This window comes from Pontibacillus halophilus JSM 076056 = DSM 19796 (assembly GCF_000425205.1).
Classification (GTDB): Bacteria; Bacillota; Bacilli; order Bacillales; family BH030062; genus Pontibacillus_A; species Pontibacillus_A halophilus.
The window spans coordinates 105,471-129,480 of the sequence record NZ_AULI01000001.1; the positions used below are offsets into that span (position 1 = coordinate 105,471).

The window sequence follows — 24,010 nt, forward strand, 5'->3', positions numbered from 1 at the left end:
TCCCCTTTTATATGCTTACAGCTGTTGGGCTAAATAATTGGACTGAGAGTTCATTTGTTGAATGGCTTTCTCCATTTCTGTGAATTGAGCCCAGTATCGATCCTCAATTTGATTCAATCGGTCCTCGAAGGCTTCCATCTCTTGTTTAACGTCTTCGAGATTTCGACCAATCGTATAATTGTTCGTTAAACTCGTCGACTTCCCGGCTTTCTCTTCTATGGACTTCTTCATGCCGGTCAACGTATCATCGAGCCTTTGCGCGATCCCTACACTGTTGCCTGATGCATCTTTCCCGCTAAACAGCTTATAGACTGAATCCGGGTTATCTTGAAGAGCTCCACGAAGCTTGTCTTCGTCGATTTCAAGTTTACCACCATCTAAGTAGTTGGCGGTAGTTGAAATCCCAATTTGAGCAAGCTGGCTGTAGGCCCCATCGTTGTCGACAGGCTCATACCAGTTTGTCCGAAGTTTAGACATGCCGTTCTCTAGAACGCCTTCATTATAGAGCAGGCCTTTCTTTGCCTGTTCTGTCCATAACTCAATCTCTTTCTCTTCCATAGATTCTTTCTGCTTCTCCGTTAACGGAGCATAGTCACGGTTCGGTTTTTCCTTCGTTTGTTCATTTAGAGATTCGACGAGTTCATTATACTTCTCAACGAACTTAGTAATCTTGTCCATCGAAGCATCTACGTCATTCGAGATGTTCACACGTACATTATCTGTCGTGACACGGTTAAAGTTGAAGGTAACCCCATTCATCGTATAGCTGTTGCTTTCTGTTTCAACTTGAAGCGCATTGTTGTACGTGAATTTCGCATTTTGGCCACCAGTTTCCGCTACACTAGTGCCAGCGTTAGCCAATCCTACCGTGTTAAAGAAATCAAGATTGCCGCCAAACTCAATTTCTTCGCCACCCTTGTTGAAATCGCCTGTTTCTGTACGCTCCATCACGACTCTGTCTGCCGTCTTATCATAAAAGGCACGCACACCAATATTAGAATCGTTTACCTTCTTCATCACATCATCCAACGTGTCCCCATCTTCAATGGTAAATTCCTTCGGAGTGCCACCGCCTTTTTCTCCATAGGTCGTCAACGTGAACTTAGACCCAGTAAGCGCAGGATTCTGTGCTGTAAGTGACGTTGAAGGGTCAAGTCCTTTCGTAGATAATTGCTCTCCTACTTTAATGGCTGCAGTTGCTAGCTGGTCCACCTTCACATTGTAGCTTCCGTTACCAGCTGATGCCGTTGCTGTTGCTTGAACAGCTGCTTCATCAGACGAGGAAACTTGCTTCGTCTCATAGGTCTTCTGCAATTTCAAATCAAGTGTCATCTTCTCAAGTTCTAAGATATTCTTGTTCACATCACGATACGCATCTCGTTGCCACTCGAGCTTCGTCTTCTCTTGCTCCATCTTATCTAATGGAATTCGTTCTGCTTTCATGAGGTCACCGACAATGCCGTCAATGTCCATGCCACTTGCCAATCCGCCTATACGCATATCTGCCATACCCAATCACCGTCCTATCTTTTTTCATCTATTAAGAGACCCATAGCTTCAATCATTCCCGCATAGACATCAAGAAGTTTCTTCGGAGGTACTTCTCGCAACACTTCATCCGTGTTGGAATCGACTATGGAAATATAGAACTCATTGAGTTTCTCATGCATCCTATATTGTACATGGGTATTTACTGGTTCTAAAAATGTATTTAACTGCTGTACCAGTTTATTTGCCTGGTCCTTTGTTAACTTGTCTTCATATCCGATTGATTGCTTCACGTGTACATCATTAGATGGCCCACGTCTCGCAGTTGTTGTCATATAACCTGTGTGCTCTTTCCCCTGCAGAAGCTGAGTTCCCGATAAGATGTCCCCTACATCCATCTCCTGCAACTCCTTCCCCACACCATTTAGTTATTATATCGGATGAATATATTGACTCTTAATAGATGGCAAAAGAAAAGACCCGCGAAGCGGGCCCCATAGTTCGACAAATTAACGAAGTAGTTGCAGGACATTCTGTGGATTTTGATTTGCCTTCTCCTTTGGCATCAAAAAAAGAGCTACCAATAATGGTAGCTCTCCTAATATCCTCAAACGAATTTAACGTAGAAGTTGAAGTACGTTTTGAGGGTTTTGATTCGCTTTCGCAAGCATTGATTGAGATGCTTGAGCAAGAATAGACTGTTTGGTTTGGTTCATGATTTCTTCTGCCATGTCAACGTCACGGATACGCGATTCTGCAGCAGTTAGGTTCTCAGAAGATGTAGAAAGGTTATTGATTGTATGCTCTAGGCGGTTTTGATTTGCACCAAGCTTAGAACGCTCAGAGGATACAGTTTCGATTGCATCGTTGATCTGAGTTACAGCTTTATCTGCTGAAGCTTGACTAGAGATGTCGATGCCACCTACTTTAACAGCATCTCCATTGGCAAGTGGGTTAGCAAAAGTAGCTACCGCTCCGCCACTAGCATCAACAAAAGTACCTGCAGTTGCAGTATCAGTTGCTACTACTTTACCATTTGAATCCATAAGTGAGCTAGATGCATTGTCGTATGTGTAGTTACCAGCCTCAAGACCCTGGTTTTGTACAGAACCCGTAGCGCTAACATTTCCAGACCCATCAACAGTCACAGTACCACTCGTAACTTTTGCTTTACCAGCAGTAGCAAAATCAATTGTATCGTCTCCAGTAGAGGCAGAGAATGTTGCTCCACTATCAGTACTCGTGGCTACTACACTTCCGTTTTGGTCAACCATATCAAAATCACCAGATTTATTTTCTTGTACAGTGTAAGTTCCTTGTGCAATATCTGTATTAGTATCGGACCCATCTACTACACTGGAGGTAACAGCTACTTTTGCGTCTCCAGCCATGCCCAACGCCTGACCACGCATATCTCCAATTGCAAGCTCAAGGTTTTGACCTTCGTTTGCACCAATTTGGAATTTACCACTGAAAGAGCCATCTAATAGGTTCTGAGTATTAAATTCTGTGTTATCACCAATACGGCTAAGTTCTTGAGATAACTGGTCAACCTCTTTCTGTAGCTCTGCACGATCTTCAGTTGTATTCGTGTCGTTGGAAGATTGAACCGCTAACTCACGCATACGCTGTAGGATTGAGTGAGACTCATTCATTGCACCTTCAGCTGTCTGAATCATAGAGATCCCGTCTTGCGCATTTCGCTCTGCTTGCTCAAGACCACGGATTTGACCACGCATTTTCTCAGAGATTGCTAGACCTGCAGCATCGTCTCCAGCACGGTTGATACGTAGACCTGAAGATAGTTTCTCCATAGATTTAGAGTTCGCATTGTTCGCTTGGTTTAATTGGTTGTGCGTGTTTAACGCAGCAATATTATGATTTATACGCATAAGAAATATTCCTCCTTGAAAATAAAGGACCCACATCCTTGTGGATCCTATAATAATTTATAGAGTCTTTTTGCTCTTCTCTAACGTGCTTATCTAATACGATTAACGTAGAAGTTGAAGAACGTTTTGAGGGTTTTGGTTCGCTTTTGCAAGCATAGACTGAGAAGCCTGAGAAAGGATAGATTGCTTAGTTTGGTTCATGATTTCAGCAGCCATGTCAACGTCACGGATTCGAGATTCCGCTGCAGTTAGGTTCTCAGAAGATGTTGAAAGGTTATTGATTGTGTGCTCTAGACGGTTTTGGTTTGCACCAAGTTTAGAACGCTCTGCAGATACTGTTTCGATTGCAGTGTTAATTGTTGTTACAGCTTTATCTGCGCTTGCTTGTGAAGAAATATCAATTCCTAAAGCACCTTTATTGCCGTCGGCTAATGCAGCTGAGGCTTCAAGCTCTAACTCTGCTGCAGTACTAGTAGAGCCGTCACCAGTGTAGTATCCAGCAATGTTAGATGTTGCATCTGTAGAACTTTTCCAAGTAGCAATAACTGTGGAACCATCCTGTCCAACCAATGTTCCAGCAGCGTTGTCAGATGTGTAAGCTTTACCAACTTGAAGAGCATCAGAACGCATGTCATTTACAGATAGTTCAAGGTTTTGGCCCTCGTTTGCACCAATCTGGAACTTACCAGTGAAACTACCATCTAGAAGGTTCTTCGTGTTAAATTCTGTGTTATCACCGATACGAGTGATTTCAGATGCTAGCTGGTCAACCTCTTTTTGTAGCTCTGCACGGTCTTCAGTCGTGTTCGTGTCGTTGGAAGACTGAACCGCTAGTTCACGCATACGCTGTAGGATAGAGTGTGTTTCGTTCATTGCACCTTCAGCTGTTTGAATCATAGAGATTCCATCTTGTGCGTTACGCTCTGCTTGCTCAAGACCACGAATTTGACCACGCATTTTCTCAGAGATTGCTAGACCTGCAGCATCGTCTCCTGCACGGTTGATACGTAAACCAGAAGATAGTTTCTCCATAGATTTAGAGTTTGCATTGTTCGCTTGGTTTAGTTGATTGTGCGTGTTTAACGCAGCAATATTATGATTAATACGCATAAGAAAATATTCCTCCTTGAATTTTGAGCCCCACGTCCTTGTGGGACTTCCGTTAATAGTTGCTACTCGTGAAAGTCGCGCGCCTTCCTTCTGTAGCTTCACTACTTATATCGGCTCAAACGGAATAGGCTTTAGTCTCTTTTTTGATTTTTTAATGCTTCGATGACATTTATAGTAGAAGCGCTTGCTTCCTGGTTCTCTTCTTGAATACGCATGTAGATTTCTTGCCGATAGACATCTATGCTATTGGGGGCTCCGATGCCAATTTTGACCTGGTCGCCATCGACGGCTAGCACTTTTACTTCGATGTCGTCACCGATTCGGATAGATTCGTTGACTTTCCGATTAAGTACGAGCATGGTCATCCCCCTCCTTCGGCTGAAGCGGATGCTTCGTTTGGTAGATAGGGGAATTGAGAATTACTTGTTTCGCTTTCCGATTTATTACGTTGACTATAATCGGAGCTTGAAGGTTAATCGTAGATTGTGAGAATGGCTCTCTTAATGTAGCGACTGATAGCACTTGAACCTCTTCCGGCTTTTCGATGTTCAATACATCAATCGTTGCTTGATCGAGGTCGAATTCATAGTCTCCGTATATGGTGTACGGATTTAGCGTCACAAGACAGACTTCTTTACTATGAATAGATTGAAGTGCTTGGTATATCCCGTTCTCATCAATCGGTAACAGGACAAATTCCTTCTCCTCCAAGAAACCCGGTAGGCCATTCGGGAATGTAATGACCGCATCTTGTTCAATCGTTATTTCATCGAAGAATCGTGTATGTACTTGCATGGGTCACGAACCTTTCTTAAATAGTTGTTTCAAATTGGTACCCTTTAAATGTTAAATCCTTAAAATCAATGGTTACATCTGCATATTGCTTTGTCGACACAGCTACTCCACCACGTTCAAAACCAAGCTCCGCTTTTCTTGCTACGTTTTTGATTACGGGTTTTTGCGCCTCATTTTGAATTTCTGCATGTCCTGGCTGGTATTGAATCTTCACCTGCTCATGAGCTGGAGCGTTACCTGGTTTCACCTCTACCGTCCAAATTCCTGCTTGTTGGGCTTGAGATACAATCGGATTACCCCCGTCCTCAATGCGCATCATTTCATCTCCGTCTTGCGCAATCGATCCTAGATGTTCATTCCATTTTTGATTGCTATAGGCTGCACTTTCTCGAGATCGAACAGCGCTACTTTTAAATCCAAGATTCTGCCATGCAACGGTTTGATCGATGGATAATTTGGGAGGAACTTGACGGATGGAGTGCTTCGCCATCGGCTGCTGGATGCTCTGATCGGCTTTCGGTTGTGAGATGCTTTGTTTCACGTTCGTAGTCTTTAAAGAGATGAGAGCTGGTTTCGTTTGCAATTGAATTTGTGGACCACTCACAGGTATCCCTCCTATTAAAGAAAGCTATCTGAAGTCAGATAGCTTATTTCAAAAAGTCGACTAATGTAGGTTGAATGACTCTTGAGCCCACACTTAAAGCAGCTCGGTGGATACTTTCTTGTGTCTTAAGCTTTGTAATGACCTCTTCAAGCTCAGCATCTTCATTCTCTGAAAGCATATCTGTAGCTGCTACTTTCTGAGTGTCCAAACGCTGTTCAATAAACTCAATTCGATTCATACGGGCACCTAAGTCTGCGCGCTCATTCACTGTGTTGTTAATATGTCCATCAAGATCCGCAATCGACTCTTCCATATTGCCTGTACCCGTTCCATTTAAGTTGTTTATAAACTTGTCCAAGTCGTCAAACAACTTCTCTGAGAAGATGCTTTCCCCTTTCACATTCACATCAACTTTAATCCCCTTAGACACTTCAATCCGTACCTCATCTGTGTTATTCGGGTACTTAGATGGTGTGGCACCAGTGTCTACTGGCTGGTTCTTCGTGTCAGAACCATTGAATAAGTACTTTCCGTTCACTTCAGTATTGGCAAGATCTTCGAGATGGTCCTTGAGCTGAGATACTTCAGCCCCAATGTTCTTTAATTGACCTTCTTCATATGTACCATTACTTGCCTGAACGGCTAACTCACGTAGTCGCTGTAAAGCACCAGTCGTTTCATCCAAAGCAGCATCCGTATTCTCCGTCCACGTATGCACCTCGTTCATATTTCGCTCGTATTGCTCAATTTCGGTCAGTTGTGCGCGGTAACTCATCCCTTTTACTGCGGAGACGGGGTCATCAGATGGTTTCGTAAGCTTCTTCCCAGTGGAAAGCTGCTCTTGATACTTGCCCATCGTCTCATAGCTGTTGCTAATGTTTCGAAGCATGTTATTCGATAACATATTTTGCGTGACGCGCATGGTGTTCCCTACCTTCCTACTCGGCCCATGCCGTTAATTATTTTATCAAGCATCTCATCAATCGTTGTCAGGTTACGAGCGGCGGCATTATAAGCGTGCTGGTACTTAATCATGTTCGTCATTTCTTCATCAAGGGAGACAGCTGAAACAGATTGACGCTGTTCATCGGCAGACATGCGCAGCGTTTCAGAATTGGATTGCATGCGCTGTGCTTCTTGGCTTTGTACGGCCATCGTACCAATCATAGACTCATAGAACGTTTTGACGCTTCCGTTCAGATTGCCAATCGTTGTACTATTTACATCAGCGAGAGCGTTAGCATTCGAGCCATCGCCAGCATTTCCGTTAATTGAAGCAGCAATGTTAGCCGTGTCCGTCTTAATATCGGCATGCACTTCAATATTCCCAGCAGCCCCAGCTTCGCCAGCTGTCGTCAGGGAGAAGAAATCGCCACCGTCTGTGCCATCTAGCTTCTTCCCAGCTGAATGAACTGCATTGAATTCTGTGACGAGTTCATTTGCAAGCTTGTCCAAATCTTGAAGCATGTCCGTATACACACCATTTACTGTAGAACCACCAGCGGCACTACTCATATAACCCATTGAATCAATCGAGCCTCTCAGTTTCCCTGGTGATGTGAATTCGTCACCTGATAACGTTGCCTGTGGTGTGGCAAAGGTATGGGTCCCGCTTTTACCTAGATTTGAAACGGCAATCCCATCTTGACCGACATACGAATGCTTAATCGCATTTCCAGTAGCGGTATCATCTGTTACACTCACGTTCAGTTGTGCATATTCATTTGACGCACCGTCTAAAAGTACGACATCCTTTCCACCACTCTGAAGGGTATTACCAGAGTCATCCGCAAGCTTCAGTGTCAGTGCGCCTTCTGCCTGGTCCAATGAGCGTCCACCGTTTGAGGAATAGCTTACATCAACGTTCACAAGCTTCGTCAGCTCGTCCACTAACAAGTCGCGCTGGTCATACAGATCGTTAGGCAGCATTCCATGGGGCTCAACGTCTGCAATCTTCTGGTTCAAACTATTAATTTGGGAAAGGTATGAATTGATTTCTTGCGTCGAAACGTTAATTTCATTCTTGATATCTGATTGTACGGACTTAAGAGAATCAGATAAATAATTGAACGTATCAGCCAAGGCTAACCCACGCTGTCGTACAACGGAACGCGCCCCAGTATCTTCAGGGTTTACAGCTAAATCTTGAAGCGACTGCCAGAACTGATCCATCGTCTTCGACAACCCTTCTTCCGATGGTTCGTTCATAATGCGTTCCATTTTATCCATAGAGCTGCTTAATTCCTCATAATAACCAACTTGACTATTCTGCCCGCGGTATTGCACATCTAGGAATGAATCGCGAACTCGTTCTACAGACCCCGCTTTCACACCCTGTCCGATTTGTCCCGGAATCTCAGGCTTGTTCATAGAAGCTGGTGGATACGGATTCATTGTTTCCATGTTGACGCGCTGTCGGCTATATCCAGGTGTATTCGCATTCGATATATTATGACTAACCGTATATAAAGCAGACTGCTGTGCATAAACGCCCCGCTTCGCTACTTCTAGCCCATGAAAGGTTGAACTCATGACGTTCTCTCCTTACGCTTTCGAATCAAATGCAGAATGATTTGATCCTTGGTTTGGTTGTTGTCCTTCTTTCCCGTCATAATTCAACGACTGCAAGGACGGATTCAGCATATTCAGTGATAGATTAATATATTGTAGGGATTGATGTGTCAAGTCCGCATTGAGCTGCTCTTGCCCTTTAAGTTCTTGAACGAGCTGAAGCAAGCGGTCAAACTCTTGCTGAAGTCTCGCCTTTTCATCATGGGAAGTTAACAAGGCAAGCATAGTAGACACGTTTTGATCTTGGTCTTCGTGACCACTAACGCGGAACCACTCACTTACAAGTGATGTACGCTTCTCTTCAACCTGGCTAATGGCCTGGATGTGCTTCCGTTCTTTCACAAGCGCAGTTTGCAACCCTGTTATATCTCGATTCTTCAGCATGTCTGTCTTTTCTTTAGACAAGGCAAGCAAGCTTTCGTGTAACGTTGAAAGCTTACTCATAGAGTCTATAATCGCTGCTGTGTTCATAGATGGTTAACTCCTTATGCCTGACCTTTAAAAAAGTTGGCTACGTTCTTCGCTGTTTCTTTCGCATCCACTTGGTAGGTACCGGACTGAACTTGGTTCTTAAGCTCCTCAACGCGGTCTAGGCGAGCTTGTTTCGCGTTCGATGCCTCTTGCATATGTTTCGCCTGGGAGGAAATTTCTACGCGATCCTTCGCTGCTTCTCCTTTTTGAACCTGCGCTTGTTTCTGGAATTGCTTTTGATATGGGTTCAGATTTGAATGTTGTGGACCATTAATTTTCATGTCCGTTCACCTCTTTCATTAATTCAATGATAGCCCCCGTGTATGTTATCTATCTCTATTATCGACCATAGAAACGCGTATTTAAATATTTATTTACTACCCCATGTATAATAGGTATTCTGACTCTCTCGAACCCGGTCTTTCCGCTTTTCTTCCTGCTCCACTTTACCTAGATCGGCCTGAATCTCATTCGCGCAACTTCCGCAGATAAGCCCCTCATTAATCATCGTGCCACAACGATCACAAGGATAATCTAAGTTCGGGAACATTCCAGAACGAAGGCGTCCTTCCTTCACGAACTTGCGGATTGTTTTCTCACTTACACCCGTGTGATTGGCTACCTCTTCAACGCCAGCTGTACGATTTTTCTTTTTTCTTATATAGGTATAAACTAAGTCATAGTCGTCTTCTTCTTTTCTATAGCAAGCTTCACAAATGTCTCGAACACCTTTAACGTAGATGGCGTTACATCTTGGACAGTTGGCTAATTCACTCATCGTACATTCCTCCCACTCCTGTTGCTCTACTCTTACTATCGGTTTAATTAGCCCCGAATTAAAGTGAAGGAAGCGATTTCAACGCTTCCATTTTGATGCAATAGGGTGGCTGCATGCTGTAGGGTTTGACCTGTCGTATAGATATCATCCACCAACACGACTTTAGGCGGAACTGACCCTCGGATGGAGAACGGGTTCCCTGTATTCATACGTTCGTGCCTCGTCTTCTTTGATTGCTTCTCCCCATGCACCCTAGTCAGCAGATCTTGAACAGGTAAACCTGTAGCTTGGGCAAGTACAGCTGCTTGATTAAATCCTCGTTCCTTCATTCGTAATTCGCTTAACGGTATTGGAACAAGTATTGCATCATACCAATTCGTTCGCATGGAACGAAAGATTTGTTCAACATCAGCACGGAATAATTCAATTAATGCGTAGTCTCCACGATATTTCCATTGAGCAACGACCTCCTGCATAAACTCGTTATATAGAAACAAAGACTTGTTCATGGTTAACTTTGTTCCACTCAATTCCCAGCGTTCACAGTCATAGCACGGCTTCATTTCCTCCATAGGTCGATTACAGCGGGGACAGACGATAGCCCCGATACGCTCCATCCTTTCTGAACAAATCTGACATAGGACATTCGCTTCGAATGGACCTATAAACGTTGACCATGTCACCTCAGGAACAAGTTCGGCCTCGCACCATAAGCAGTTCATCGGAAGGTTGCTGCTTTCTTATTCATGGCGCGAATAGAGCGAATGGACCTGTCCATGGCAAGAGAAAAGCCATCGTGAAAGAAGACCACATTTCCACTAGGATCATCAGCACTCCTGCCAGCTCGCCCGGCAATTTGAACAAGCGCTGCTTCATCAAACACACGATGCCCTGCATCTAACACCGCAACATCAATGGACGGAAACGTCACTCCCCGTTCCAGTATGGTGGTCGTGACAATCATCCGCACTTCTCGATTGCGAAACTGCTGAACCACTTCTTTTCGCTGGTCATGTTCCGCGTGTACATATGGAACACTTAGCTCATTCGCCACATGCGTTGCAGTGGTAACCGTAGGAGCAAACAGCAGAATTCTTCGTTCATTAGCCTGTTTTTGTTCAATCCATTCTTTAATTGGGTTCGGTATACGATATTGCTGAAGCTTGTTGGACAACCTTCCGATATACGTGCAAGTAGGAACTGGGAGGGGATGACCGTGGAAACGGATGGGGACAAATACGGTGGGGAGATTCTTTCTCTGTGACGCTTGCTTTAAATCTTCTCTAGGGGTTGCGGTTAAATAAATCGTGGCACATGAAGGTTGCTTGGATAAGGAAGTCACACGGGGGAGTGAGGGGTCAGCATGGTAAGGAAACGCGTCTACTTCGTCAATGATCATCACGTCAAATGCACTTCGGTAGTGAAATAATTGGTGGGTTGTCGCGACAACAAACTGAGCTCCTTCGTCCCGTTCCTCACTTCCCCCGTAGCGACCAACAATATCCACATGTGGAAAAGCTAGTCGAAGTCTCGGTAGAAGTTCTCGAACGACATCCGCTCGAGGTGTCGCCAAGCATACTCGCTTTCCTGTCTGAATCGCTTCTGCTATTCCCGGAAACAACATTTCCGTCTTACCTGCACCACACACCGCCCAAACAAGGATAGAGGACTGTGTCCGAACAGCATTCACAATGGCGTCAGCAGCCTGTTGTTGAGCACGCGTAAGCTTTCCTTCCCACATGCACGGTTTTTGATGATGCTTCCACTGAAGTACTGCACCATGATAGGTAAGCAGTTTGTCGCACGATGAAAGGCGACCTAGCTTGACGCATGACCGACAATACACACATTTTTCTCCACAGTTTGGACAAGGCCATTTATAAAAGTGAGACCGCTTCTTCGTGCCACACCGATGGCAAATGGAACTATGCCACTTATTCGTGATGGCGGACTGTTCACTTAACCAATCCGCTTGCAAGCCTTCTTCAAGAAGGCTCTCTTCAAATGGCCAATTTCGCTTCACAAGCAATTTGCCGGCTAAATGAGGGGATATAGATTGAGGGGGTTGAATCGTCACAAACGTCTCTCCTTTATAGATGATTTCCTCTATTACTTCGGCAGTGAACAAGATATTCCTTTATTCGGTGCTTTACACAGACTGTTCTTCCTTCTCATCGTCATGTGTGATTAGGTCCATACCATACCTGCATAGGGTAGACCCGGGACCACTCGCTTTCCTGTGGGGAGCTGGGAAGTCTCCTCAGTCGTTGCACTCCCTCCGGGGCCTCCCCTAGGCTCCTGCTCCCACGGGAGTCTCGCAGTCCCGGGCCTACCCTCCTAAGATTAGGAGCAATGGACCTACATGAAACATCTCGTTACACTCCCATTTAGATATCGCGTTTCCGTTAATCACTTGAAATAAAGGATTACGAGACTCTCGCGGTCAGTTGGTTGGACGAGGTCCTACGTGCGAACATTGCCCGAGGAGACTTGAACATCCGTCCGGAAAGCGAGTGTTCCCCCATCTGACCCTACACCCACATTTGATTACGAATCACACAAAAAAACCGGAATGGGTTCTCCATTCCGGTTTCTCGTTATTTCATATACCAACCAATGCCAAGTGCCCCTTCACCTAAATGGGTGCCAATAACAGGGCCGAAATAGCTTAAGTAAAATTCCACATGTGGATAACGTTGCTTAAGGTGTTCCATTAGCTCTTTCGCTTCTTCTTCCCGATTGGCATGAATAACTGATGCTCGCATCGGTACTTCTTTTTGAGCATCTTCTTCAAAGAGCCCTACCACTCGGTTGAGCGCTTTCTTACGGGTGCGTATCTTCTCGAATGGGACGATCTTCGTGTCCACAAAGTGGAGAACTGGCTTAACTTTCAGTAAGCTTCCTACGAACTTCTGAGCTCCGTTCAATCGACCACCGCGATGGAGATGAGTGAGGTCATCTACCATAAAGTAGGCTTTCATGGATTTCTTCATTTCATCAAAGCGAGAGATGATAACATCTGGAGACTCACCCAGTTCAGCCATCTCAGCGCCTTCTAGTGCGAAGAATCCTTGTACCATACAACTAATTTCTGAGTCGTACGGATACACATCGATTCCATCTACCAGTTCACCTGCATTAGCGGTTGCTTGAATGGTTCCACTAATGCCACTCGATAGGTGGATGGAGATCACTGCGTCGTAATCTTCAGCGAGTTCCTCAAGCTTTTCTTGAATTAAGCCAATTGAAGGCTGTGACGTTTTCGGAAGTTCTTCTGCCCCACGCACACGGTCATAAAACTCGGAAGCGGAAAGATCAATTTCTTCCTTATAGCTTTCGTCTTCAATCAACACGTTTAACGGAACCATATGAATGTTCCATTTCCGTCGCAAGTCTTCAGGGATGTATGCTGTGCTGTCTGTCATAATTGCCGTTTTCATAGTACCGTTCTCCCTCATTCATTAATCATGAAATTGGATGCTCCTAATTTACAATAAATGTGATAATAACTCTTCCTATTCTACATGAACTTTAATCTCTTTGCATTACAGATTTCGGGAATGGACTCACGACTTCCTCCCCATAATCACGGAAAATACAAAAGAGCTCTGGAATCCCAGAGCTCTGTCTCAATCATTTATAATACCTCGACCCAGCCTTTTTTAATTGCTGTTACTACGGCTTGTGTGCGGTCGTTAACATTCATTTTCTGTAGGATGTTACTCACATGGTTTTTAACCGTCTTTTCACTAATAAATAGAGATTCCGCTACACCTCGGTTGCTCTTACCGTCTGCGAGAAGCTGTAATACTTCACATTCACGACGAGTCAGCAAATGAAGCGGTTTGCGGTACTCAATTGGCGAACTGCTTTTAGTAGTTTCTCCATCACCTTCAGAAAGACGACGGTATTCTTTCACTAAGTTGTGAGTGACGCGTGGGTGTAAGTAAGAACCACCTTCACCAACGACCTTAATCGCTTCAATCAACGCATCAGAGTCCATTTCTTTCAACAGATAACCTTGTGCCCCAGTTTTCAGTGCATGTGTAACATAGTTTTCATCATCGTGGATGGATAGAATAATGACTTTAAGATCTGGATTATGGCTTATGAGTTCGGCTGTTGCTTGTACACCGTTCATTTGAGGCATGTTAATATCCATTAAGACGACATCAGGATTGTGTTGTTCAATTAAGCTTGTAGCTGTATTTCCATCGTCACCCTCAGCTACAACTTCGAAAGACGGTTCAAATTCTAATATGCGTTTCACGCCTTCGCGAAATAATTTATGATCATCAATTAATACTATTCTTGTGCTCATGGTTTTAGCCTCCCATACGTATCCAATAACATTCCATTGTGTAATCTGTCTCATGTTGTGGCGTGGAACGATCCTCTAAGTCTACCATCCCGTTCGTTTCGCGACTAAAGTGCTAGGATAGACGCAGATTGAAATCCCCGATGTTACTAATGTATATTATAATACAAAATATACAAGCCGAATAGTCTTAGTCCGTTAATGGAACTTTTATCCCAATCTTCGTTCCCTGACCAATCTCAGACTCAATGGTTATTTCTCCTTCTAGCATTTCAATTCTCTCTTTCATTCCTACAATGCCGAAGGATTTTTCTTTCTTCTCACTCGTATCAAACCCTTTACCGTCATCTTTAACGATTATGTTGACGAAGTCGTTCTTTTGTTCCATGCTCACTTGAATGATAGATGCTTCTGCGTGCTTGACTGCGTTTTGAACTGCTTCTTGTACCAATCGAAACAAGGCGACTTCATATTTCGTATGGAGGCGATCTTCACGACCATGGGATGTAAACTGGATTTGTAGACCTTCATTATAGTCTTCAACCGTTGCTAAATATTTCTTTAGCGTTGGTGTTAATCCTAAATCATCCAGCGCCATGGGACGTAGGTCGTATATAATACGTCGCACCTCATAAAGAGCTGAACGAACCATTCTCCGTACATCTTTAATCTCTTTCATGGCTTCGTCTGGTCCACGTTGTTTAAACGTCCGGTCGACAAGGTCTGAACGTAGCATAACGTTGGCAAGCATTTGAGCAGGTCCATCGTGAATTTCACGAGACAGCTTACGGCGCTCTTCCTCTTGAGCTTCAATAATTTGAAGTCCAAACGCCTGCTTCTCACGTGCATCCTCGAGCGCTTCTGAGACTTGTCGGAAATCATCATTTAAATAGTTCAGTACGACAGATATCTTAGCTCCAAGTTCGTCTGCTTTCTCCACGGTATCATTTAAACGACGCAAGCGTTGCTCAAGATCATCCCGCTTCTCACGGAGCTGCTTCTCTTGCTCTCTCCGAACAGATAGATCCATCTGGAGTTGATGCGTCTGCTCATAGACCTCACGAATTTCGACCTCTGAATATTTATCAAAGTGTTTACTGACCTCAGAAAGACGCATTCTTGAGAAACGAACTTTTTGTTCGAGATTGTCACCATCTTCAATGATTTCCAAGACTTGTTGCTTTGTCTCCTTTAATTCCTCTTGCAATTGACTAAATTCGTCACGGGACTGTTCCCCTATGAGAAATATCTCATCTTTGCTGTTCGCCACCGTGTCAATCATCTCATCAATGACGGAATCAAGTGCTTTTTCACCAATTTTACTCTCAGACATTGTCAGACTCCTCCATCATCATTCACATAATCATTCGTTATACCTATGTATCTTTGTGGGGGCTAAGTTAAAAAATTTGCCGAAATTGCTCGAATTTGCCACAGGAATGTATCATTTGCCGAAATCTCCCTCTCTCATTATAATGAAGTTTTAGGAGGTCGTTTGCAAGATGTTAAACAACTATCTTACGGTAAAAAGTGAAGGCCATGAAGTCGTCATTATTCAGAAATCACGATTCATTGGTTACGTGAAACGTGTCGAATCAGAACAAGAAGCGAAAGAATTCGTTCAAGAGATTAAGAAGAAGCATAGTGATGCTACACACAACTGCTCGGCTTACATGGTTGGGGAGCACGATGAGATACAAAAAGCCCATGATGACGGTGAACCGAGCGGAACAGCCGGTGTACCGATGTTAGAGGTGCTTAAGAAGAAAGGGTTGAAGGACACCGCTGTTGTCGTTACAAGATATTTCGGTGGTATAAAATTAGGAGCTGGTGGTTTAATACGCGCATACTCCTCTACGACTTCTGAAGCACTTCGTACGACAGGAATCGTAAAGCGTCAACTGATGAGAAAGATGAAAGTGGAAGCGGATTATACCCTACTCGGTAAAGTACAGAACGCATTGCAAGGTACTTCCTACCTATTAAATAAGATTCACTACACCGATCGTGTGGTATTAGATATTTATGTAGAGGAAGGCAAAGAACCAGAATTTGATCAATGGATCGTCAATCTTACTCACGGTCAAGCCACTGTCACGCAAGATGAAGTGACGTATATGGAAATTGATGTTGAGGCGTAACCATTAAAGGAGAATCCAACATGAAACGAAAGCGTGCTTCAAAGGTTAAGATTCTTCTGTGGACACTCTTATTTGTCTTCTTCCTTGGAGTAGGTACGATTGCTGGTTATGGTATTCACCTGACTCAGAAGGCAGAAGAGGTCACCGAACAATCACAGGTTGAGCTCGAACGTGGAGAAGTTTCATCCAAACGGACGAAAGCAGTTGACCCAGCTGAGGATAACATATCCGTCCTTTTCCTTGGTATTGACGATAGTGAAGCTCGTTCCGAAGACACCTCACTCTCTGATGCAATGGTGCTAGCTACATTCAACAAAGAAGAACATTCCGTTAAACTACTGAGCATCCCCCGTGATTCCTACGTTTATATTCCAGAAGTAGGGTATAAGGACAAGATCACTCATGCTCATTCCTTTGGCGGAATTGACGCTTCTGTCGAGACAGTGGAACGCATGATGGATGTGCCTGTTGACTATTATGTACAACTAAATTTTGATGCCTTTACAGAGACAGTCAACGCGCTTGGCGGTATTCCTTATGATGTTCCTTTCGATATGACCGAACAGAACAGCAAAGATGTCCAAGGTGCCATCACTCTAGAGTCAGGGATGCAGATTCTTAACGGCGAAGAAGCTCTTGCCCTAGCGAGAAGTCGTCAGTATGACAGTGACCTTGCTCGGGGAGAGCGACAAATGGAGTTGTTACAAACCATTTTTGAGAAAGTGACTGACTATGACTCCATTAGCCAATACAGCAGGCTAATTGATTCAATCGGCAACAATATGAATACGAACCTATCTTTTGATGAAATGACCTCCTTGCACAGTTACGCAACGAACCACGATGGCCTACAATTCCAACAAATGCAACTACAAGGTGAGGGAGCCTTCATCCCGCTTGAAAATGGTCGTAAATATGTATTTGAACTGGACCAAAATTATGTTGAAACGACTCAAGAGGAATTAAGAACTCATTTAGAGCTGGCAAATGTAAGTAGCGACACCCACTCATCCCAATCCTTTAACTCTGAAACTTCCTCAGATTCCCCTTCATAAATGCAAGCTACAAACAATTATCTGAGTCACAAAAAGGCGCTAGTGGTTACACCAGCGCCTTTTTTTATCTTTTTGTGCGGTGTGATTTCATGAGGTTCAGAATTGGCTTATAGTTTTGGCTAACCAACCCTGTCACTTCGACAATCATCTCCACTAGGAACAACACCATAAGCAAGACGAGGAAGGACCCCCACATTGTAGCCTGGGAGAAGATGACCGCTGCCAAACTAAACAATGCAGCGATACTGTAAATGACCAACACGGCTTGAGGATGGCTGTATCCAAGTCTCAATAAGCAATGATGCAAATGTGATTTATCTGGAGAAGATAAGGGCTTTCTTTGGACGAAGCGACGAACGATAGCGAATAGCGTATCTGAAATTGGAACGCCTAGTATAAGCATTGGGATGATAAACGAGAATAAGGTTACGTTCTTAAATCCTAATAGGGAGAGCACACTTATCATGTACCCAAGAAATAAGGCACCCGTATCTCCCATAAAAATCTTAGCCGGAAAGAAATTGTAAAGAAGAAACCCTAGAGTACTTCCTAACATAATGGATCCGACTAGCACGACAAATGGATTTCCCATCGTCACCGCCATACCTGATATGGTTAATAAGGCGATTGCAGATACCCCGGCAGACAATCCATCAAGACCATCAATCAAATTAATGGAATTGGTGATAGCCAGAATCCAAATGAGGGTAATGGGAATACTCATCCAACCAAATTCAATGACGCCTAAGTCGAACGGGAGGTTAATAAACTCCACCTTTATTCCACCAAGTACGACGACTAGAGCGGCGAGAATCTGACCGCTTAGCTTCACCTTCGGGGATAATTCACGTATATCATCCAGAACACCGGTCGCTATTATAATGAAGCTCCCAATAATTAAAGTCCATGACTGCGACTTTAATACTGGGTTGTATTCGGGAAAGAATAGAAAGATTCCGAATAAGAAGCTTATAAATATAGCTAAACCACCTAATCGTGGCATAAGTTTCTGGTGAACTTTTCTATAGTTGGGTTGGTCTACAGCTCCAATTTTAATCGCTAGCTTCTTCACTAACGGGGTTATGAGGACCGAAGCTATAAAACAGAATAACAAGGCCTTATACTCCATAAAAGCCCCTCCTCGTGTTGTAGTATATCCATTTCCATAATTGTTGAAGCAGTCAATTAATAACTTTGTTTCCATCGTTACATGGTCATACGATGTACCACGTACACCTGCATAGGCTCAATCACTTCTATCTACCATAACCGTTTTAGCGAATTCGAAAACAATTATGTGCTTGTTCAGAAACATTATAGCCTTCGAGGAATAGCAGGCCTTTATGTCCGATTTCATTAAAATGTATGAGTCAAACAACCTTTTCCCTTTTTCATCCAACTATCTCCCCCATTTGTTCCATATCCATGAATGAAGATGATTCGTTCGGTGGTTGTATTTGCTTCATTCATCAATCATGCTTATTTAAGTTTCACAATTTCAATTCTTAAATATTTCATTGTGATTTTTAAGATTGTGTTAACGCAGTATGAGTGAATGCAAATTTTCGATTACATGTTCGGATTACAGCTGTATGTCGAAATTTGAAGTGATATACTTGGAATTCGGAATAATGACGGAGGAGCGTATAGCATGCTTGATACAATGAAGCACTTACTAGGAGACAAGTCATCAAGACAATTAAAGCCTTACTACCAAACAGTAGAAAGGATTTATTCATTAGAGGCAGAGACCGCTTCTTTATCAGATGAGCAACTTCAGTATAAGACAGTTGAATTTAAAAGCAGAATTGAGAGTGGTGAAACGCTTGACTCACTCAAGGTAGAGGCTTTTGCGGTCGTACGTGAGGCGGCAAAACGCGTCCTTGGCATGCGCCCCTATGATGTGCAGCTCATTGGTGGATTGGCACTATGGGAAGGAAATATTGCAGAGATGGCAACCGGAGAAGGAAAAACACTCGTAGCCACATTACCTGGTTATCTCCGTGCGCTAGAAGGCAAAGGTGTACATATTATTACAGCCAATGAATATTTGGCAGCGCGTGACTATGAGTTAATACGACCATTGCAGGAATACTTAGGGCTTACCGTTGGCCTTAATTTACCTGGCATAAGTATAGAAGAGAAAAAAGCAGCGTATCATGCTGATCTTACATATGGAATTGGTACAGAATTTGGGTTTGATTACTTACGGGACAACATGGCAAAAAGCCAAGACCAGCAAGTACAACGCCCATACCACTATGCATTGATTGACGAAGTAGATAGTGTATTGGTCGATGAGGCCAAAACCCCATTAATTATCGCAGGTAAAATGCAGGCGAGTAAAAACCTTCACGGAGTTTGCGCCATGCTTGCACGTTCTTTCGTTGTAGATGAGGATTATTTCTTTGATGCACAAATGCGTGTTACCTCCCTTTCTGAAGAAGGCATTGCGAAAATAGAGCGTGCATTCGGAATACAGAACCTGTTTGATATGGAGCACCAGACGCTCTACCATTATGTCATTCAAGCTGTCCGTGCCCACAGTATTTTTGAACGCGATGTAGACTATATTGTAGATGAAGGTGAAATTAAGCTCGTTGATATGTTTACTGGACGTGTTATGGATGGACGCACTTTATCAGACGGGCTTCATCAGGCTCTTGAAGCAAAAGAAGGATTGGAACTGACTGAAGAAAATAAAACCCAAGCGACGATTACTGTTCAAAACTACTTTCGTATGTACCCTGTACTCTCCGGTATGACAGGCACGGCTAAGACAGAAGAAAAGGAATTTCAACATACGTATGGCATGGACGTTCTTGCAATACCAACAAATAAGCCTGTCATCCGAGACGACATGGAAGATTTAGTGTTTGGGAAGAAAGAAGAAAAATACGATGCCATTGTAGAAGCCGTGAAAGCAAGACACGCTACCGGTCAGCCAATTTTAATTGGAACAACCTCCATATTGCAATCCGAAGAAATCGCAACCTCTCTAGATAAAGCGAACATTTCGTATGAGCTATTGAATGCAAAAAGTGTCGAACAAGAAGTTCAACTCATTTCACTTGCCGGACAAGAAAATCAAGTTACGATTGCGACAAATATGGCAGGGCGAGGAACAGACGTCATGCTAGGAGAAGGTGTAGCGGAGTTAGGCGGGCTTCACGTGATTGGAACAGAACGACACGAATCACGTCGTATTGATAATCAATTGAAAGGTCGTTCAGGTCGACAGGGTGATCCAGGATCTTCTCAATTCATCATTTCACTTGAGGACGAATTGTTTGAACGCTTTGGAGAGGAAGAAGTAGAACGTAAACAGAAATCGCTGAAAACGGATGACCGAGGACTTATTCTCAATAAAGATATCCATAAATTTGTCGATACAATCCAGACAATTGCACAGGGAAATAATTTCACCATTCGTGAATTCAACTTAAAATTAGATGATGTAGTGAATGACCAACGCAAAGTCATGTATCACATGAGAGAGCAGTTCCTAACGTCTACAAATGCCATTGGTTACGTACAGCCCTACGTGAGGGAACATCTTGCACATCTTGTGGAGCAATCTTGTCCAGAAGCGATGGACCCAGAGGATTGGGACCTCGCTACGCTTGAAGTCCATGTGAACCAATTCATCCCAACCGTTGAAGTCAATTTGACCGAGCAACAAGTTGAGGATGTAGAAGATGTTAAGCGCACCGTTCAATCTTCCGTACGTCGTTATGAGGCACACGTTGAAGAAGTCAAAGACAACAGATCTTTACAATTACGCCTTAGTCGAGCTGCTCTTACCACTATCGATCAACTATGGGTTCGTCACCTTGACATGATGAATCGATTGAAGGAAGGCATTGGCCTAAGACAATACCAACAAGAAGACCCGTTACGTACGTATCAAAATGAGGGATTGGATGTCTTCCACCACACACTACTTGAAATGAAGAAAGAGTATACGCGTTCACTTGCGCATATCATTCACTCCTTCTTTACTCAACAAACGAACCAAGAGGAGGAAAAAGATGCTTAACTTCCTAAAACGCAAAAAAGACAGCGAACAACAATCAACTTACGACCCATCTGTTGTTTCAGCGGAAGAATTAGTAGATGGAGCATCCTCTTCCGGTATGGATGAAGACGTCTACACAGAACTCTCTTTACACCCTCAGTGGAAGGTTACCGAAGAGGACAACTACGTATATCGCTTTAAGAACAATCAGGCACCCGCAATGAAGCCAAATCAGATTTCGTTGTTTGTATTGGATGTGATGCACAAGGAAAACGAGCTTACTGTTGAGGCGTTTGTACGAAGCTCACTGAATAAGAAGATCCAGCTTCAAACAACCAACCTGATGTTAATGCAAGAAGACGGTAAGAAACTTGGACGCAAAGCATTTAGTTTATTTGAGTTAGGTGACTTGCCTCCTCAGTCAAGCAGGCCTTGTATGTTTACGTTTCAGCAACAGGATCTAATTGTACCTTTAGAAGAAATCTCTTCCTCAGACATAAAACTTGTATTTGAGTTTAAAAAAACCACGCCGAAGCATGCGCTTGATCTAGAAGAAAGCTGGAAGCAATCGATGGCAGATGAAGACATCTCTAAACTGCAGGCATTTTCATCTTCATTAAAGCCACTAAAGCCTGGTGAAGTCAACTTTCTTGGCATACAAGTGCGTCAGCAATCTACTGGCGATTTATCTGTCACACTCCTTATTCGGAACGGCAGTGATAAAACAATGAGTCTTCAAAACCTGCCTCTTCAAGTGGAGGACGCAAACGGTGACCTAATTGCCAAAGGAACCTTTACCTTACAAGATTTCACGATTAAAGCGAATACGAGTAAACCTTGGACGTTTATCTTTCCGGCATCTATGTTAAAACAGGAAGAATTTAATTTAGACAGCTGGAGAGTTTCACCTTTTCAATATGATGATTGATTAAACATAAGCAAGGAGACCGTACGCTCATTGTCGAGCATACGGTCTCCTCTTATCCCTAACATCTCTTTGCTGTTCGTCTATTCGTGAATGTTCAAATTTCTGTCACGACTCCCTACAAACTAAACTATTTGTTATGTAGTTGGGACTTTAGCTCACTTAAGAAATCTTCCACTTCCGTAATCCGCTTTTCGTTTGCTTGTGTCATTAAATCCCTCAATATATCATAGAGGGCTCTAGAATCTAACCATTCCAACTCATTCACCTCTTCTCCCTATTATAAGACAAGTACAACCGTTATGTAACATTTTTCTATTTATTGCATAGATTAACCAAATTGTCATCTCTTTCGACCTAGAACTATACACCCTATGATGAACAGTGCTCCCAACACGTCGATGATTACGTCTCCGTAAAACGGGGTACGATTTGGTGTGAACCCTTGGTGGACCTCATCAAAGATTGCGTACATCAGCGTAACCGTTAGACTAGAAACGAAAGCGATGCTCCACACTGCACCAGACTTCTTCACAGCTATATAAAGCAAAAGAGCCAACAAGCCAAATGAAACAAAATGCGCGCCTTTACGTACGATAAATTCAACTACCCCATTCACCCCGAGTGACTCAACGCTAACGGTAGTGTGGTGATACGTAAAGTTAATCGGTTCAAGTACTGGTTTTAAAAACGACAGATTTACATATTCAGAAAGAAAGGGTTTCATGCTTTGGTCTTGATAGGGTGTCGAAGAAGAATAAAATATGACGAGCATCCATAAAGCAGGGTAACACCAATAGGTCCATTTTCTCATGTTTTCATCACCTGTTCTTTACTCTATTGTTAATTATCTGTAAATAAAGTCGGGTACATAGTTGGTTTTTTAATAGCTTCCATTTATAATAATAAACATACATATTGATGTACTCTTTGAAAGGGAGGACAAATCCATGACTGTCAAGAAAGCCATTATACCTGCAGCCGGCCTTGGAACACGCTTTCTACCTGCTACAAAGGCAATGCCTAAGGAAATGTTACCTATTGTCGATAAACCTACCATTCAATATATTGTAGAGGAAGCCATTGAGTCTGGTATTGAAGACATTATTATTGTAACAGGTAAAGGAAAGCGTGCAATTGAAGACCACTTTGATAATTCTTTTGAACTAGAAGAGAATTTGATTAAAAAAGGAAAACTCGAGTTACTTGAGAAAGTCAAGCAGTCTGCTAAAGTAGAAATTCACTATATTCGCCAGAAAGAACCTAAAGGTCTTGGTCATGCTGTGTGGTGTGCTCGTAAATTTATCGGAAACGAGCCTTTTGCCGTCCTACTAGGCGATGATATTGTTCAGTCTGATAAGCCTTGCCTGAAGCAGCTTATTGAACAATATGAAGAAACAGGTTCATCTGTTGTTGGAGTACAGCCAGTTCCAGAAGAAGAGACACATCGTTACGGAGTTGTCGATTCTAAATCTGCAGAAGGAAAGCTTCATGAAGTGAGTCAATTTGTCGAGAAACCCGAACAAGGGACAGCTCCTTCTAACCTGGCAATTATGGGGCGCTACATCCTAACGCCTGAAATCATGGATTTCCTAGAAGAGCAACATATCGGAGCTGGTGGCGAAGTACAACTAACGGACGCCATCCAGAAATTAAATGAACTACAGAAAGTGTACGCTTATGAATTTGCCGGAGACCGTTATGACGTAGGTGAAAAGCTTGGCTTCATTAAGACTACCCTTGAGTTGGCACTTAAGAACGATGAACTTAAAGACGACTTGTACGATTTCTTACAGGAAATTCTTGAAGAAAATAAAATAAAACAATAGCATAATAAAAAGCCC

26 protein-coding genes are annotated in these 24,010 nt (G+C 43.2%); 6 read left to right on the forward strand and 20 right to left on the reverse strand.

Annotation, left to right across the window (positions count from 1 at the left end; all coding sequences use genetic code 11):
* Positions 1-15: 15 nt before the first annotated feature.
* The 14 genes from H513_RS0100500 to H513_RS0100565 form a co-directional block, all read right to left on the reverse strand.
* Positions 16-1,509, reverse strand: a complete 1,494-nt coding sequence (locus tag H513_RS0100500; RefSeq protein ID WP_026798930.1) for a flagellar hook-associated protein 2 — start codon at positions 1,507-1,509, stop codon at positions 16-18.
* Between the two features lie 14 nt (positions 1,510-1,523).
* Positions 1,524-1,886, reverse strand: a complete 363-nt coding sequence (gene flaG, locus H513_RS0100505) for a flagellar protein FlaG (protein WP_026798931.1) — start codon at positions 1,884-1,886, stop codon at positions 1,524-1,526.
* 219 nt (positions 1,887-2,105) lie between these two features.
* The gene (locus tag H513_RS0100510) at positions 2,106-3,380 is read right to left on the reverse strand and encodes a flagellin N-terminal helical domain-containing protein (RefSeq protein WP_026798932.1); all 1,275 of its coding nucleotides are present in this window, start codon (positions 3,378-3,380) and stop codon (positions 2,106-2,108) included.
* Positions 3,381-3,482: 102 nt separating this feature from the next.
* A complete protein-coding gene (locus H513_RS0100515) occupies positions 3,483-4,490 on the reverse strand; it encodes a flagellin N-terminal helical domain-containing protein (RefSeq protein ID WP_026798933.1) in 1,008 nt (335 codons plus the stop codon).
* Positions 4,491-4,621: 131 nt separating this feature from the next.
* Positions 4,622-4,849 carry a carbon storage regulator CsrA gene (gene csrA / locus H513_RS0100520; RefSeq protein ID WP_026798934.1) on the reverse strand — a complete coding sequence of 76 codons (228 nt, stop codon included), beginning with the start codon at positions 4,847-4,849 and terminating at the stop codon, positions 4,622-4,624.
* On the reverse strand, positions 4,836-5,285 hold the full coding sequence (fliW, locus tag H513_RS0100525; RefSeq protein ID WP_026798935.1) for a flagellar assembly protein FliW: 450 nt from the start codon (positions 5,283-5,285) through the stop codon (positions 4,836-4,838). Before fliW ends, csrA begins: the two co-directional genes overlap by 14 nt.
* 16 nt (positions 5,286-5,301) lie before the next feature.
* Positions 5,302-5,889 (reverse strand): DUF6470 family protein, encoded by a 588-nt coding sequence (locus H513_RS19340; protein ID WP_051239552.1) that lies wholly within the window; start codon positions 5,887-5,889, stop codon positions 5,302-5,304.
* 43 nt (positions 5,890-5,932) lie between these two features.
* Complete coding sequence (gene flgL / locus H513_RS0100535) at positions 5,933-6,793, reverse strand: flagellar hook-associated protein FlgL (protein WP_407946589.1); 861 nt, start codon at positions 6,791-6,793, stop codon at positions 5,933-5,935.
* Between the two features lie 26 nt (positions 6,794-6,819).
* On the reverse strand, positions 6,820-8,421 hold the full coding sequence (gene flgK, locus H513_RS0100540; RefSeq protein ID WP_026798937.1) for a flagellar hook-associated protein FlgK: 1,602 nt from the start codon (positions 8,419-8,421) through the stop codon (positions 6,820-6,822).
* Positions 8,422-8,433: 12 nt separating this feature from the next.
* Positions 8,434-8,931, reverse strand: coding sequence for a flagellar protein FlgN (locus H513_RS0100545; RefSeq protein ID WP_026798938.1), 498 nt, complete (start codon positions 8,929-8,931; stop codon positions 8,434-8,436).
* Between the two features lie 14 nt (positions 8,932-8,945).
* A complete protein-coding gene (flgM, locus tag H513_RS0100550; protein ID WP_026798939.1) occupies positions 8,946-9,212 on the reverse strand; it encodes a flagellar biosynthesis anti-sigma factor FlgM in 267 nt (88 codons plus the stop codon).
* Positions 9,213-9,301: 89 nt separating this feature from the next.
* The gene (locus tag H513_RS0100555; RefSeq protein WP_026798940.1) at positions 9,302-9,709 is read right to left on the reverse strand and encodes a TIGR03826 family flagellar region protein; all 408 of its coding nucleotides are present in this window, start codon (positions 9,707-9,709) and stop codon (positions 9,302-9,304) included.
* Positions 9,710-9,756: 47 nt separating this feature from the next.
* Entirely contained in the window at positions 9,757-10,431 is a 675-nt protein-coding gene (locus H513_RS0100560) for a ComF family protein (RefSeq protein WP_026798941.1), read from the reverse strand.
* Complete coding sequence (locus H513_RS0100565) at positions 10,428-11,786, reverse strand: ATP-dependent helicase ComFA (protein ID WP_026798942.1); 1,359 nt, start codon at positions 11,784-11,786, stop codon at positions 10,428-10,430. Before H513_RS0100565 ends, H513_RS0100560 begins: the two co-directional genes overlap by 4 nt.
* On the opposite strand from H513_RS0100565, the gene H513_RS22140 reads away from it, so the two are divergent.
* The gene (locus H513_RS22140; RefSeq protein ID WP_267879637.1) at positions 11,775-11,900 is read left to right on the forward strand and encodes a hypothetical protein; all 126 of its coding nucleotides are present in this window, start codon (positions 11,775-11,777) and stop codon (positions 11,898-11,900) included. The genes H513_RS0100565 and H513_RS22140 overlap by 12 nt on opposite strands.
* A 406-nt stretch (positions 11,901-12,306) precedes the next feature.
* Here the strand turns inward: H513_RS22140 and H513_RS0100570 are convergent, their stop codons facing one another.
* From H513_RS0100570 to H513_RS0100580, 3 genes are all read right to left on the reverse strand, one after another.
* The gene (locus H513_RS0100570; protein WP_026798943.1) at positions 12,307-13,149 is read right to left on the reverse strand and encodes a DegV family protein; all 843 of its coding nucleotides are present in this window, start codon (positions 13,147-13,149) and stop codon (positions 12,307-12,309) included.
* 197 nt (positions 13,150-13,346) lie between these two features.
* Positions 13,347-14,030 (reverse strand): response regulator, encoded by a 684-nt coding sequence (locus H513_RS0100575; RefSeq protein WP_026798944.1) that lies wholly within the window; start codon positions 14,028-14,030, stop codon positions 13,347-13,349.
* Between the two features lie 187 nt (positions 14,031-14,217).
* Complete coding sequence (locus H513_RS0100580) at positions 14,218-15,360, reverse strand: sensor histidine kinase (protein ID WP_026798945.1); 1,143 nt, start codon at positions 15,358-15,360, stop codon at positions 14,218-14,220.
* Between the two features lie 169 nt (positions 15,361-15,529).
* On the opposite strand from H513_RS0100580, the gene H513_RS0100585 reads away from it, so the two are divergent.
* Positions 15,530-16,168 (forward strand): YigZ family protein, encoded by a 639-nt coding sequence (locus H513_RS0100585; protein ID WP_026798946.1) that lies wholly within the window; start codon positions 15,530-15,532, stop codon positions 16,166-16,168.
* A 20-nt stretch (positions 16,169-16,188) separates the two neighbouring features.
* Positions 16,189-17,223: an LCP family protein gene (locus tag H513_RS0100590; RefSeq protein ID WP_036768852.1), complete on the forward strand. Its 1,035-nt coding sequence runs from the start codon at positions 16,189-16,191 to the stop codon at positions 17,221-17,223.
* A gap of 64 nt (positions 17,224-17,287) precedes the next feature.
* Here the strand turns inward: H513_RS0100590 and H513_RS0100595 are convergent, their stop codons facing one another.
* Positions 17,288-18,352, reverse strand: coding sequence for an MraY family glycosyltransferase (locus H513_RS0100595; protein WP_026798948.1), 1,065 nt, complete (start codon positions 18,350-18,352; stop codon positions 17,288-17,290).
* A gap of 522 nt (positions 18,353-18,874) precedes the next feature.
* Between H513_RS0100595 and secA2 the strand changes: the two genes are divergently transcribed.
* Entirely contained in the window at positions 18,875-21,262 is a 2,388-nt protein-coding gene (secA2, locus tag H513_RS0100605; protein ID WP_026798949.1) for an accessory Sec system translocase SecA2, read from the forward strand.
* On the forward strand, positions 21,255-22,169 hold the full coding sequence (locus H513_RS0100610) for an accessory Sec system S-layer assembly protein (protein ID WP_026798950.1): 915 nt from the start codon (positions 21,255-21,257) through the stop codon (positions 22,167-22,169). The genes secA2 and H513_RS0100610 overlap by 8 nt, the downstream gene beginning before the upstream one ends.
* Positions 22,170-22,296: 127 nt before the next feature.
* Here the strand turns inward: H513_RS0100610 and H513_RS22145 are convergent, their stop codons facing one another.
* Together H513_RS22145 and H513_RS0100620 are read right to left on the reverse strand one after the other, a co-directional pair.
* On the reverse strand, positions 22,297-22,425 hold the full coding sequence (locus tag H513_RS22145; RefSeq protein WP_267879639.1) for a hypothetical protein: 129 nt from the start codon (positions 22,423-22,425) through the stop codon (positions 22,297-22,299).
* A gap of 84 nt (positions 22,426-22,509) precedes the next feature.
* Positions 22,510-22,980: a VanZ family protein gene (locus tag H513_RS0100620; RefSeq protein WP_026798951.1), complete on the reverse strand. Its 471-nt coding sequence runs from the start codon at positions 22,978-22,980 to the stop codon at positions 22,510-22,512.
* Between the two features lie 136 nt (positions 22,981-23,116).
* Between H513_RS0100620 and galU the strand changes: the two genes are divergently transcribed.
* Complete coding sequence (gene galU / locus H513_RS0100625; protein ID WP_026798952.1) at positions 23,117-23,995, forward strand: UTP--glucose-1-phosphate uridylyltransferase GalU; 879 nt, start codon at positions 23,117-23,119, stop codon at positions 23,993-23,995.
* Positions 23,996-24,010 lie beyond the last annotated feature (15 nt).